This window comes from Jannaschia sp. 2305UL9-9 (assembly GCF_041403465.1).
GTDB lineage: Bacteria > Pseudomonadota > Alphaproteobacteria > Rhodobacterales > Rhodobacteraceae > Jannaschia.
In genome coordinates, this window is sequence record NZ_JBGEHM010000001.1 from 510298 (window position 1) to 522572 (window position 12275).

At 65.3% G+C, this 12275-nt stretch carries 15 protein-coding genes and 1 other RNA gene; 5 read left to right on the top strand and 11 right to left on the bottom strand.

Annotation, left to right across the window (positions count from 1 at the left end; genetic code table 11):
- Nucleotides 1-71: 71 nt before the first annotated feature.
- Genes V6N07_RS02525 through V6N07_RS02535 form a run of 3 tightly spaced genes read right to left on the bottom strand, consistent with a single transcriptional unit; the run spans nucleotide 72 to nucleotide 2675 of the window.
- Nucleotides 72-995 (bottom strand): site-specific tyrosine recombinase XerD, encoded by a 924-nt coding sequence (locus V6N07_RS02525; protein WP_371153784.1) that lies wholly within the window; start codon nucleotides 993-995, stop codon nucleotides 72-74.
- Nucleotides 992-2527 carry a hypothetical protein gene (locus V6N07_RS02530; RefSeq protein WP_371153786.1) on the bottom strand — a complete coding sequence of 512 codons (1536 nt, stop codon included), beginning with the start codon at nucleotides 2525-2527 and terminating at the stop codon, nucleotides 992-994. Before V6N07_RS02530 ends, V6N07_RS02525 begins: the two co-directional genes overlap by 4 nt.
- A complete protein-coding gene (locus tag V6N07_RS02535; protein WP_371153787.1) occupies nucleotides 2517-2675 on the bottom strand; it encodes a hypothetical protein in 159 nt (52 codons plus the stop codon). The genes V6N07_RS02530 and V6N07_RS02535 overlap by 11 nt, the downstream gene beginning before the upstream one ends.
- A 65-nt stretch (nucleotides 2676-2740) precedes the next feature.
- On the opposite strand from V6N07_RS02535, the gene V6N07_RS02540 reads away from it, so the two are divergent.
- Both V6N07_RS02540 and aroB read left to right on the top strand, forming a co-directional pair.
- On the top strand, nucleotides 2741-3307 hold the full coding sequence (locus V6N07_RS02540) for a shikimate kinase (protein ID WP_371153789.1): 567 nt from the start codon (nucleotides 2741-2743) through the stop codon (nucleotides 3305-3307).
- Entirely contained in the window at nucleotides 3300-4409 is a 1110-nt protein-coding gene (aroB, locus tag V6N07_RS02545) for a 3-dehydroquinate synthase (protein ID WP_371153791.1), read from the top strand. The genes V6N07_RS02540 and aroB overlap by 8 nt, the downstream gene beginning before the upstream one ends.
- Before the next feature lie 85 nt (nucleotides 4410-4494).
- Here the strand turns inward: aroB and V6N07_RS02550 are convergent, their stop codons facing one another.
- The 8 genes from V6N07_RS02550 to V6N07_RS02585 form a co-directional block, all read right to left on the bottom strand.
- On the bottom strand, nucleotides 4495-4725 hold the full coding sequence (locus tag V6N07_RS02550; RefSeq protein ID WP_371153793.1) for a ribbon-helix-helix domain-containing protein: 231 nt from the start codon (nucleotides 4723-4725) through the stop codon (nucleotides 4495-4497).
- Entirely contained in the window at nucleotides 4722-4895 is a 174-nt protein-coding gene (locus V6N07_RS02555; RefSeq protein WP_371153795.1) for a DUF4169 family protein, read from the bottom strand. The genes V6N07_RS02550 and V6N07_RS02555 overlap by 4 nt, the downstream gene beginning before the upstream one ends.
- Nucleotides 4892-6283 (bottom strand): class II fumarate hydratase, encoded by a 1392-nt coding sequence (gene fumC, locus V6N07_RS02560; protein WP_371153796.1) that lies wholly within the window; start codon nucleotides 6281-6283, stop codon nucleotides 4892-4894. The genes V6N07_RS02555 and fumC overlap by 4 nt, the downstream gene beginning before the upstream one ends.
- Before the next feature lie 98 nt (nucleotides 6284-6381).
- Complete coding sequence (locus tag V6N07_RS02565; RefSeq protein ID WP_371153798.1) at nucleotides 6382-6879, bottom strand: SspB family protein; 498 nt, start codon at nucleotides 6877-6879, stop codon at nucleotides 6382-6384.
- A gap of 162 nt (nucleotides 6880-7041) precedes the next feature.
- Nucleotides 7042-7392: a transfer-messenger RNA gene (ssrA, locus tag V6N07_RS02570) on the bottom strand.
- Nucleotides 7393-7755, bottom strand: coding sequence for a DUF4345 family protein (locus V6N07_RS02575; protein WP_371153800.1), 363 nt, complete (start codon nucleotides 7753-7755; stop codon nucleotides 7393-7395).
- 111 nt (nucleotides 7756-7866) lie between these two features.
- Nucleotides 7867-8898 (bottom strand): extracellular solute-binding protein, encoded by a 1032-nt coding sequence (locus V6N07_RS02580; protein WP_371153802.1) that lies wholly within the window; start codon nucleotides 8896-8898, stop codon nucleotides 7867-7869.
- 101 nt (nucleotides 8899-8999) lie between these two features.
- Entirely contained in the window at nucleotides 9000-9713 is a 714-nt protein-coding gene (locus V6N07_RS02585) for a FadR/GntR family transcriptional regulator (protein WP_371153804.1), read from the bottom strand.
- Nucleotides 9714-9817: 104 nt separating this feature from the next.
- Between V6N07_RS02585 and V6N07_RS02590 the strand changes: the two genes are divergently transcribed.
- Genes V6N07_RS02590 through V6N07_RS02600 form a run of 3 tightly spaced genes read left to right on the top strand, consistent with a single transcriptional unit; the run spans nucleotide 9818 to nucleotide 12272 of the window.
- Entirely contained in the window at nucleotides 9818-10510 is a 693-nt protein-coding gene (locus tag V6N07_RS02590; RefSeq protein ID WP_371153806.1) for a DUF2182 domain-containing protein, read from the top strand.
- Complete coding sequence (locus V6N07_RS02595; RefSeq protein ID WP_371153807.1) at nucleotides 10507-11193, top strand: DUF1326 domain-containing protein; 687 nt, start codon at nucleotides 10507-10509, stop codon at nucleotides 11191-11193. Before V6N07_RS02590 ends, V6N07_RS02595 begins: the two co-directional genes overlap by 4 nt.
- Complete coding sequence (locus V6N07_RS02600) at nucleotides 11193-12272, top strand: dimethylsulfoniopropionate demethylase (protein WP_371153809.1); 1080 nt, start codon at nucleotides 11193-11195, stop codon at nucleotides 12270-12272. Before V6N07_RS02595 ends, V6N07_RS02600 begins: the two co-directional genes overlap by 1 nt.
- Nucleotides 12273-12275: the final 3 nt, after the last annotated feature.

Here is a 12275-nt window from a genome sequence, read left to right on the forward strand (position 1 = left end):
TCAAGCGAGGAGAAATGTCTTTCGTCGAAACCAGTGTCTCGCGTCTATACGACAGGCGCGCCCCGTGGTCCTCAGGTGCGATCCGCCAGCGGATGATGCGTCAGGACGAGGTCGCGCAATCGACTTTCGAGGACATGGGTATAGATCTCGGTCGTCGAAATGTCGGCGTGGCCCAGAAGCGTCTGAATGACCCGCAGATCGGCCCCGCCCTGCAACAGGTGCGTCGCGAAGGCATGGCGCAGGACGTGCGGGCTGACCCGGTCGGCATCCAGACCGGCCTTGGCCGCCAATGCCTTTATCCGCCCATGAAACCAGACGCGGGTGACGTGGCCGGCCTTGCCGCGCGAGGGGAACAGATGCGTCGGTGGTGGTGCGCCCGTTTCGCTGCGGGCGCGGTCGGCCTGCACATCCAGATGCCCGAGCCATGCGACCAACGCGTCGCGGGCGGGCGGGGACAGGGGGACCATGCGTTCCTTGCCACCCTTGCCCCGCACGAGGATCATGCGCGGATCGCCCCGTGCCGCCGATATCGGAAGGGACACAAGCTCCGTCACGCGCATGCCCGTCGCATAAAGAAGCTGCATCAGGCAGGTGTCGCGCAATCGCTGCTCAGACGTGGTGCCCAGCGTCTCAGACGCCGACAAAAGCGCGTCGACCTCGTCCATCGACAGGGTCTTTGGCAGGGATTTGGGCTTGGACGGTCCCGAGATACGGATCGCCGGGTCGTCGCCGCGCAGGCCTTCCTCGTGGGCGAACCGATACAGACCCCGGATCGCCGCAAGGCGCCGCGCGCGGGTCGAGGGGGCAAGCCCCTCCGCCTCGCAGGCGATGAGGTAGCCTTCGATGTCGGACCGGCTGGCCGTCGTGACGTCGCCTGCGCGGGCCGCGAGATGGGCCGCGAAATCCTCGATATCACGGCGATACGCCATGAGGGAGTTCAGCGCGGCGCCCCTTTCAGCGGCCTGCGCCTCCAGAAAGCGGTCGAGCCAGTTCATGTCAGCAGAAGTTGCAGGGAAATCTGCCGCGCGGCATCCTGAAGCCCCACGGCACGGAACAGCGCGATGGCGTCCGCGATGTCCTGCGGATCGCTTTCCGCGCCCTCCGCTAGCAAAACGCCTGCGATCAGCAACGCCTCGCCCAGACGCCCGTTTGCCGCAAGATCCAGCAGGCGGTCCGGCGCGGTCCCGGTCAGGCCATCGGAGATCGCCTGTGGCAATACACCGGGCGGCGGCGGGGCGTCGAAGTCGCCCGATGCGATCGCCACGGCAAAGGCGTCATGGGGTTGCAGCGGGGACGGCAGGTTGCCTGCGGCGCGGGCCGCGTCCTCGTATTCCGGCGACAACAGGCCGACCCGCAGGGCAAGCACGGCCGCCGAAGGGGGCAGCTCCGCCGGCATCAGTCGCGCGCCGTAAAGATCCGCGAATGTCACCAGAAGATGGGCGGCGCGCATCCGGGCAACCGCGCCGGGCAGGGCGTTCGCGATCGCCTCCGACTGTCCGCCGATAAGCGCCGCATCCAGCCGTTGAATCGCGGTCGCCCGATCCCAGACGCCCCCCGAGGCCGCCGGTCGCCGTTCCGTATAAAGCGACAGCAGGCGGTTGGGGTCGAGCGATCCGACGCGGGTCAGCCGCTCCGCCGCCTCGATCTGGGCTTTCCAGCCGGTCGAACTGCGAAGGTCCGCGACCGCAAAGGCCAACGGCAGGTCGAGGGTCGCGGGTGTCTCGCCGATCCCGTCCAGCAGGCGAAAGGCCAACGGTGTCATCGGACGTGGTTGAATTGGTGGCGGCGCGCCTTCGAAGAGTTCTGGGTCGAGGAAATGCGCAAGCAGCGCGTCTTCCTCTTCGGTGATGGAGCCGATGGCCCGCCCGGTTTCCAGCGTCAGGGCCGCCGCCGCCCAGTCGCCCGTGCGCGACAGACAGAAGATGCGCGCGGGCAGGGTCGGGGCGATACCCGGGTTTGCCGTCATCGCGTCACAGGCACGGGTGTCGAACCCGGTCAGAAGCGAGGTATCGAACCACCGCTGAAACGCCGCCTGATCGGTGGCGCCCGCGCGCTCCAGCAGGGCCTGCGTCTGATCCAGCGCGCCAAACCGCAGCAGCGTGTCGATCCGCGCAAAGAACAACCGGTCAGGGTCGGTCGCGGCCCTTGGCGGGTCAAGTTCCGCCAGCAGCAGCATCTGTACCACGTCCTGCATCGCGGGCAGGGCATCGACGGGTTGGCGCGAAAACAGGTCCGCGATGCGGGCCGGTTCGCTGCCTGCGAAGGTGTCCGCCGGCAGGCCGGTCAACCGCTGCGACAACAGGCCGACGGCATCGCGGCGCGTCTGGCCAAGGGGCATCACGGCGATGGATGTTTCCGACAATGCGGTGGCCGGTGCCTCGTCACGCGGGGCCGGGCGGGTGGCTATCGAATCGCTGAGCCATGGAATCGCGGACAGCGGGGCATCCTGCGCATGGATGCCCCCCCCGAAAGCAACGCCGGCAACGAACAGGCCGGCCCCCAGACCGCGGCGCGGATCACCCCGCATCGATTTCGATCGTTTCGGTGACCGGCGCGGCCTCCGGCTCCAGCAGATAGGAATATCCGAACAGGCCAATGATCGAAAGAACCGCGATGATGAAGATGTACTTGAGCGCGCGAAACATGACCTGCCTGACCGTTCTTGTTTTGCCCATAGTGGCGGGCCGAGATATAGTTGGCAATCACCTGCGCAACAGGTCATTGAAGCGAAATGGAAGCAATGGGCGACAAGACGCCGGAGACGACGAGGCTGACGCGCCCCGTGGTCTTGGTCGGCATGATGGGAAGTGGCAAGACGGCCGTTGGCACGGCGTTGGCGCAATATCTGGGCGTGCCGTTCCGCGATACGGATGAGGCGCTGGTCGATGCCGCGCGCATGACCATCCCGGAGATCTTCGAACGGGACGGCGAAGCGTTCTTCCGCGCCCGCGAGGCCGAGGTTCTGCGCCGCCTGCTGACCCTGCCGCCGGGGATCGTGTCGACCGGCGGCGGTGCGTTCCTGCGCGCCGAAAACCGGGACGCAATAGCCGAGGCGGGAATATCGGTCTGGCTGCGTGCCGCCGAACCGCTTTTGTGGGCGCGTGTGCGCAACAAGACGACACGGCCGCTGCTGCGCACCGAAAATCCGAGGGCCACGTTGGGTCAGCTTCTAGCCGAGAGGGAGCCGGCCTATGCCAAGGCCACCCTCGTCGTGGATGCCGATCCCGCCTTTTCGATCGATGACATGGTGATGCGCGTCGCCGACACATTGCGCAACGCGGGCATTCTGGAGGGACCGCATGGCTGAAAAGATCGTACACGTGCCCTTGGGCGACCGCGCCTATGACGTGCACGTGGGAACCAGCCTGATCGCCGCCGCCGAAAACCATATTGCCCCGCTTCTTCGGCGAAAGCGCGTGTTCGTCGTGACCGAGGATCGCGTCGGTCCGTTGCACCTTGCTTCGCTGCGCGAAGGGCTTGGCGGCATTGCCTGCGAGGTTCTGGAACTGCCCGCGGGCGAGGGGACCAAATCCTGGCCCTATCTGACGCAGGTGGTCGAATGGCTGTTGGACGGGCGCTGTGAACGCGGCGATGTCGTGGTGGCCTTCGGCGGCGGGGTGATCGGCGATCTGGTGGGGTTTGCAGCCGCCATCCTGCGCCGTGGCGTGCGGTTCGTGCAGGTGCCGACGTCCCTGCTGGCGCAGGTCGATTCCTCGGTCGGGGGCAAGACGGGCATCAACACCCGCCATGGCAAGAACCTTGTGGGGGCGTTCCATCAGCCTTCCCTCGTGCTGGCCGATGTCGGCCTGCTGGAGACGATGCGCCCGCGCGATTTCCTTGCCGGATATGGCGAGGTCGTGAAATACGGCCTGCTGGGGGATGCGGCGTTCTTCGAATGGCTGGAGGCCCATGGCCCCGACCTGTCCCGCGATACGGAGCTTCGGATCGAAGCGGTGCGCCATTCGGTCCAGATGAAAGCCGACATCGTCGTGCGCGACGAGACGGAGCAGGGGGATCGCGCCTTGCTGAACCTCGGTCACACGTTCTGTCACGCGCTGGAGGCTGCAACAGGCTATGGGGATCGCCTGCTGCATGGTGAAGGTGTTGCGGTCGGCTGTGCGCTGGCCTTCGATCTGTCGGCGCGTCTGAACCTGTGCTCTCAGGAGGATCCGAGCCGCGTCAGGGGCCACCTTCAGGCGATGGGCATGCCGCGTGATCTGTCCGACATTCCGGGCGATCTGCCGGATGCGGAGGCGCTGCTGGATCTGATGGGGCAGGACAAGAAGGTGCTGGACGGCAAGCTGCGCTTCATCCTTGCGCGTGGTCTGGGGCAGGCATTCGTCACCTCCGACGTGCCTGCGGCGGCGGTTCTGGAAACGCTGCGTGCGTCGGGCGATGCCTTTCGCTGAAGGATGCGCGCCACGCCGATGACCGCGTTTGCGCAGGCCAATCGGGCCTGACCGGACCCGCCTTGGCCACAGGTGATCGGGGCACCTAGGGGTCCAGCAGGTTCTGCGCCCGTTTCAGAACGGCGACGCGGATGGCGGAGGCGAGGCCGGCCGAGACGCCCCGGTCCCGGTCGATGCGCGCGGCAAGGGCGTTCACCGAAACGCCTTCCTGCCGGGCCATCTCAACGAAGGCGACCCAGAACGCATCCTCCAGCGACACCGACGTGCGATGCCCGTGCAACGTAAGAGAACGTTTTCGCGGCCGCGCGTCGTTCATTCGCGCCGATGCTCATCCAGACGGCGCACCTGTTTTTCCACGGCGGCCGTATCGCGGGCCTTTTCGGCCTTGGTGCGGCCGAAGCGGGCGGCGTTTTCGTCGCCCTGCTTGCGTTTGGCCGCCCGCTCCCGGTCCTTGCGGGCGCGGGAGAGGGAGGTGATCTTGCTCACTTGGGGCCGATCATGTCTTCGGGGCGCACGACCCGGTCGAAGGTTTCGGCATCGACAAGCCCGAGGGCGATCGCCTCTTCGCGCAACGTCGTGCCGTTCTTGTGCGCGGTCTTGGCAACCTTGGTGGCGTTGTCATAGCCGATGGTCGGCGCCAGCGCCGTCACCAGCATCAGCGATTCCTTCATCAGCTTGTCGATACGCTCCACGTTGGCCTTGGTGCCCGTCACCATGTTGTCGGTGAACGACCCGGCGGCATCCCCCAGAAGCTGCATCGATTGCAGCACGTTGTAGGACATCATCGGGTTGTAGACGTTCAGCTCGAAATGGCCCTGCGACCCGGCCATGCCGACGGCGGCGTCGTTGCCCATGACGTGGACACAGACCATCGTGAGGGCCTCTGCCTGGGTCGGGTTCACCTTGCCGGGCATGATGGAACTACCGGGTTCGTTTTCCGGCAGGATCAGCTCACCCAGGCCCGACCGGGGGCCGGAGCCGAGCAGGCGCATGTCGTTGGCGATCTTGAACAGGCTGGCAGCCACGGTCTTCAGTGCGCCCGAGAACATGACCATCGCGTCATGGGCGGCCAGCGCCTCGAACTTGTTGGGGGCCGTGACGAAGGGCAGGCCGGTGATCGACGCGATCTCGGCCGCGACCTTTTCGGCGAAACCCTTGCGGGTGTTCAGCCCGGTGCCGACGGCGGTGCCGCCCTGCGCCAGTTCGTAGATATCGGGCAGGCAGGCCTCGACCCGCTCGATCCCCTTGGCGACCTGATGGGCATAACCGCCGAATTCCTGGCCCAGTGTCAGGGGTGTGGCGTCCTGCGTATGGGTGCGGCCGATCTTGATGATGTCCTTGAACTCATCAGACTTGGCCTCCAACGCGGCGTGCAGTTTGCGCAGGCCGGGCAGCAGGGTATCGCGCGCCATCATGCCGATGGCGACATGCATCGCGGTCGGGAAGGTGTCGTTGGACGACTGCCCCATGTTGCAGTGATCGTTGGGGTGGACGGGCGACTTCGACCCCATCTCGCCGCCGAGGATCTCGATCGCGCGGTTGGCGATGACCTCGTTGGCGTTCATGTTCGACTGAGTGCCGGAACCTGTCTGCCACACGACGAGGGGGAAGTTGTCGTCGAACTTGCCGTCGATGACTTCGCCGGCGGCCTGATCGATGGCCGGCGCCAGCGCCGCATCCAGATCACCGAACGACAGGTTGACGGCGGCTGCGGCCTTCTTGACGACGCCCAATGCGCGGATGATGGCAACCGGCTGGCGTTCCCACCCGATGGGGAAGTTCATGATGGACCGTTGCGTCTGGGCGCCCCAGTACTTGTCGGACGGTACCTCCAGCGGGCCGAAGCTGTCGGTCTCTGTGCGGGTCTGGGTCATGTCGGTCCTCGGGATGTCAAAGCGTCGGTCTGGCGTTTACCGCCCCCCGTCGCGCGCGTCTATCCGGGGGTTGGCGCTAACATGGCCTGCCGCGTCGGTTACTTGCGAAACTTGTCGAGGCTGACGATCTCGGCATCGCCGCGGGGGGCGTCATCCTCGGACGGAAGCTCGGCGAAGGGGGCTTCCTCGACCTCTTCGTCCGGATCCAGATCGTCGATGTCGTTTGCCGGTAGCTGCCGCTCCTCGAAGCGCAGACCGAATTCGACCGACGGGTCGACGAAAGTGCGCAACGCGTCGAACGGGATGATCAGGGGTTCGGGGCTGTCTCCGAAATTGAGCGTGACGGAGAACTTGTCGTCCTCCACCTCCAGCCCGTCGAACCAGTGTTGCAGCACGATGGTCATGTCGTCGGGATAGCGGTCGCGCAGCCAGTCGGCGATTTCCACCCCCGGATGATGGGTGTCGAAGGAAATGAAGAAGTGATGCTCGCCCGGCAGACCCTCGCGGGCGACCTGGCGCAGGATCCGGGCGATCAGGCCGCGCATGGCATCGTGCATCATGCCGCCATAATCGATGGTTTGCGATGTATCAGCCATCTGGTCCCCCGACGCTATGCTTGCACAAGATAGACCAGAGCCGGCGACGAGGGACAAGCCCCGCTTGCGGCGCGGGCCGGACCGGACGGCGGACTGGTGCATTTGCCGTCGACCTGCCCGCATGAGCGGCAGATTGCGACGGAAGTGCAAGGTGGGGGGGGAAGTGCAGGCTTCTGTTGCCAGGTGCCTGCGAACCCCGCCTTACGCGGCTAGGCGCAAGGACTTAAGTTTCGATGGTTAGGGTCGCTTACGCGGCCATCGCCATCGGAGCACGGTTGGTATTGGCAACTGTACAAATCGAACCGATAACGGTGGTATCTCACCGAGCGAAAGCTGGCCTCTTTAGACGTTCGTCGATCCTATTTCGACCCCATGGTCCCCCAATACAGGGATGTTGGTGGAGTCGCCGGGTACCGCCCCCGGGTCCGAGCCGCTTATTACAGGTGCGTTTATCGCCATAGTCCCCGAGGGGACACGAGACAGATAGCGACCGGCGCGCCCCGTTTCAAGGGGTTACGCGCCTTGCAGATTCAGGATGATGAGCGTCAGGCCGATCACCACCTCGCTGGCGAAGAAGCCCCATTTGCGCCGGGTGCGCCCATCGACCAGCAAGGACGTTCCGCGACCCAGACCGCCGCCCAGCCAGACGAAGCCGAGCATGGCGTAGGCGATGGGATGAGCCAGGACGAGCGCCGCAGCACCCGCCATGACGAACAGCGCGCCCGAGGCGGCACGCACCTCGGACATGCCCATCGTCGTGCCGGTATCGGCAAGGCCGACCTTCTGCATCGTCCACTTCGGCACGAGCCAACCGGCGGACCCGAACCCGATGGTCGCAAAGGCAAGAAGGACGTTGATGGTATCGACGAGGGTCATGGCACGCTCCGAACGGATGGGGGCGCGGGTTTGCGCCGTTCCCACCAGAACGGCAAAGGGCGGCCCGATGTTCCCATCGGACCGCCCCGGTGTTTCACGCGGTGCGCGGTATCAGAAGCCGGCCTTGATACGCTCGAACGTCTGGTTCTGCATTTCGCGCAGGTCGGACGGCATCGGCAGCTGCGCCAGGACAGGTGCGTCGATCGTTCCCAGGCCCGAGGCGATCAGCGCCTCTTCGCCCTGACCTTCCATCGCGGCCTGGTTCGACTGACCATAGCCTGCATCCAGCAGGGGCACCGTGGCGGATGGGTCCAGCATGGCGTTCACGAAATCATAGGCCAGATCCTCTTCGCCCTCGGCGTCGACCATGTTCACGTAGCCGCACAGCCAGAGGGACGACCCTTCGGCGGCCTCACGCTGGAACCCGATGGGGAAACCTTCTTCCGCCATTGCGGGCAGCGTCTCGTTCCATGCCCAGCTAAGCAAGACCTCGCCGGATGCCAGAAGCTGCGCCAATTCCGCCGGGTCGGTCCAGTAGGTGCGCAGGTTGCCATGTGCCTGACGCAGCCAGTCGGAGGCGGCCTCGAACTGTTCCGTGGTGGCGGTGGACCAGTCGGTCACGCCGGTCGCGAGGTAGGCCAGCGCATAGGCGTCGTCGACGTTGTCCGGCAGGGTCATGCGACCCTGATACTTCGGGTTCAGGAACACGTCGAGCGAGGCGACATCCTCGGCCGGAACCTCATCCATGTTGTAGGCAATCGCGGTGGAGCCGTAGTCGATCGGCAGGAAGAACACGTCGTCCGTATCCGACACGGCACGACCGGTCAGGTCGGTGCTCAGGTTCACCCATTCGGGGATGCGCGACGTGTCCCATGGCTCGACGATGCCCGATTCCACGAACTTCGTGACCGAGCCTGCGCAGATATGCGTCACGTCGGCCTTGAAGCCGGAAGACAGCTTCTGAAAGGCCTCTTCCTCGTCACCGAAGAACGCGAAATCCGGGCTGGAGCCGTGCTTTTCGACATACTGGGAATGAAACGCCGGATCCTCGAACCCCGCATAGTCGAACACGACCATGTCGGCGAAGGCGGGCAGGGCGATCAGGGCGGCGGCCCCGGTCATCAGGGTGGCTTTGACGTTCATTGGTCTCTCCCGTGTTGGACCGACTGTGGGACCGCACCTGTTCCGGCGCGTGTCCTGCTGGGGCGAACCTAGGCGTGCTGCGGCGCGGCGGCAAGCGGACTTCAGGCATGGCCGCGACGGATCCTGCCGCTGTGGAACAGCGCGACCATCACCCTTCCAAGCTGCGACAGGATATGACTGGCCTCTGCGCCGTCGCGGGCCCGAACGGCATTGGCCAGACCACGATACAGAGACAGGATCTGTGTCCGATCGCGGTCGCGATAGGTGATCATGTTCATCAGCGGTTGCATCGCCTCGATCGCGCCGGCCAGCTGATAGGACAGGACAGGATTGTGCGCGGCGTCGACGAAGGTGCGGTGAAACCCGACATCCGCCGCACAGAAAGCCACGTCGTCACAGGGGACGGACAGGCGGTCGATGCAATGCTTCATGGCCATGAGGTCGTCGTGATCGTGATTGGCGCAGACAAGATCCACGCAGGCCCGCTCAAGGGCAAAGCGCGCTTCGGCCGCCGTCTCGAAGTCGATGGCGTTCATCGACAACAGCAGGGTCGAGGTTGCGACGTGGCTGTCGACCGCCGCATCATATGTCAGACGATTGACGAAGGCCCCGCCCGCATGGCCGCGCCGCGTGCGGATCAGGTTGCGCGCGGCCAGCCGTTTCAGTGCCTCGCGCACCGTCGCGCGCGAACAGTCGAACTGGACGCCCAGCTCGGCCTCGGACGGCAGGCGATCACCGGCCATCAGGTCGCCATCGGCGATACGGGCGGCAATACGGTCGGAAATGTCGGTCGACAGGAGTTTGGGGGCGGTCACGCGATTTCCAATTGTCAGACATTTAATTGTCTGACATTCGATAGAAGAGAATCACGCACCGCACAAGCCAGCCGGGGAGGGACAGCTTGCGCCATCTGGCCCGAATGACCGCGCCGCATTGGCTGGCGCTTTATGCCGGCCTGTTGCTGGCGTGGATCGGTGTCTGGGCGATGTCGTCGCCGGGCGAATTCGCCACCATCCTGCGCGATCTGTGCATGACCCCCGCCGCGCAGGCGGGCCTGCCCGGATTGCTGGCCATGTGGTTGATCATGTCATCGGCCATGATGCTGCCGACCGCCATTCCCGCCTTCGCGACCCATGATCAGATTGCCGATGCCCAAGGCGTCGGTGGTGGCGCATGGCTGGTTGGCGGATATGCGGTCGTATGGGTCGGGTTTTCGGGCATTGCCGCGCTGACTCAGATGGCTGCGGCGCGCGTCGGCATAGCGGATGCGGTGTGGCTTGCCCCCGCCCTGTTGATCGCGGCCGGGGCCTATCAATTCAGCGCCCTGAAAGAGGCGTGCCTGTCTAAATGCCGCCAACCGCTGACCTATTTCATGCAGCATTGGGAGGAGGGACCGTGGCGCATGGGCCTGCGCCTCGGGGCGACCTGCCTCGGCTGCTGCTGGGCGTTGATGGCGCTTGGACTGATCGGCGGCACCATGTCGCTGGGCTTCATGGCGTTGGCGACCGTTTTGATGACGCTGGAAAAACTCACTCGCGGGGGCTTCGTGCCCTCCGCCATCGGCCTTGGCTGCCTTGCAGGCGCGGGCTTTCTGATCGGAGGATACCTATGACCAAGATTGCCGCACCGGTGGTGAGCAGCCGCCACCCCGAAGCCCGCCCCGCCGCCAGTGGCCAGACGCCTTGGGCGATCAAGGGTGAGCTGATCCTGAACTGCAACTGCACCGTGTTCTGCCCCTGCGTCGTGTCCTTGGGCAAGCACGCGCCGACCGAAGGCTATTGCCAGGCGTGGTCGGGCATTCGCATCGACGAAGGCCACTATGGCGACGAGGATCTGTCCGGTCTGAACGTCGGCCTGCTGCTGGAAATCCCCGGCCTGATGGCGCGTGGCAACTGGAAGGCCGCGGCCTTCATCGACGACCGTGCCAGCCAGGCCGCGTACCTTGGCCTGATCGAGATCTTCTCGGGCCGGGCCAAGGGCACCACGGGTCTGTTCAAGCTGCTGGTCAGCGAGTTTCTGGGCGCCGAGCGGGCCACGATCAGCTACGAGACCGAGGGCAAGACACGGCACCTGATGGTGGGCAAGAAGATCCAGGGCTCCGTCGTGCCGGTCAAGGGCAAGCGCCCGGACGAGGATATCGTCGCCACCAACACCGAATACTGGATGGGCTCCGACATCACGGTCGCCACCGCCACCAAGGGGCGCGTCCGCGCCTTTGGCCGCGTCTGGGATTTCGACGGCCGGTCCGCCGAAATCTGCCAGATCGACTGGTCCGGCCCGGAAGTTCCCCGGTAATGGTCGCGCTGGCCCGATCGAACCGGGTGCGCCGCACATGGTGGACCGACGCCGTGGATCGGGCGGGGTGCACCGCCTACACGGTCTATAACCGCATGTTGCTGCCCGCGTCCTTCGCGGGCACCGATGTCGACGCCGCACATCTGAAGCGCGCGGTTCAGGTCTGGGACGTGGCCGTCGAACGGCAGGTGGAGATCACGGGGCCGGATGCCGACACCCTGATGCAGCGGCTGACGCCCCGCGACCTGTCGCAGTTGCAGCCGAACCAATGCGCCTATGTGCCGATCTGCAACCACGACGGCGGCATGCTGAACGATCCTGTCGCGCTGAAACCGCGCCCCGATACATGGTGGGTCAGCCTTGCCGATGGTGAGTTGCGCCTGTGGATCGAAGGCATGGCCGAGGCGGGCGGCTACGGCGTGCAGGTGTTCGAGGCGGACGTGCAGCCGCTGGCCATTCAGGGGCCCCTTTCGAACGAGCTGGCCGCGCGGGTGTTCGGCGACAAGGTGCGGGAGCTGAAGTTCTTCCGCCACGACCGCTTTGCGTTCAACGGGACCGAGATGATCATCAGCAGGACCGGCTACTCCAAGCAGGGCGGGTTCGAGATCTATGTGGAGCGTCAGCAGGACGCCATGCCCCTGTGGGATGCGTTGTTCGAGGCGGGCGCCGATCTGGATGTGCGCGCCGGTTGTCCCAATCTGGTCGAACGGATCGAAGGCGGGATGCTGTCCTACGGCAACGACATGACCGATCTGGATACGCCGTTCGAGGTTGGTTTGGACAAGTACGTGCAAGTCTACGATTGCATCGGCGGTCCGGCCCTGCGCGACCACGTGTCCAACCGGCGCCTGATGGCGGTTGAGATGGGCGGGCCGATCCCGACCTGTGACCGGCGCTGGCCTATCATGCTGGGCGATACCCGCATCGGTGTCGTCACCTCGGCCGCTTGGTCGCAGGAGTTCGGCTGTGGTGTTGCGATCGGCATGGTCGATCGCCGCTGGGGCGCGGGCGAGGTCGTGGTGGTCGAGACGCAGGATGGGCCGAAGCCTGCGCAGTTGCGCGATAAATTCTGGCGATAGAAG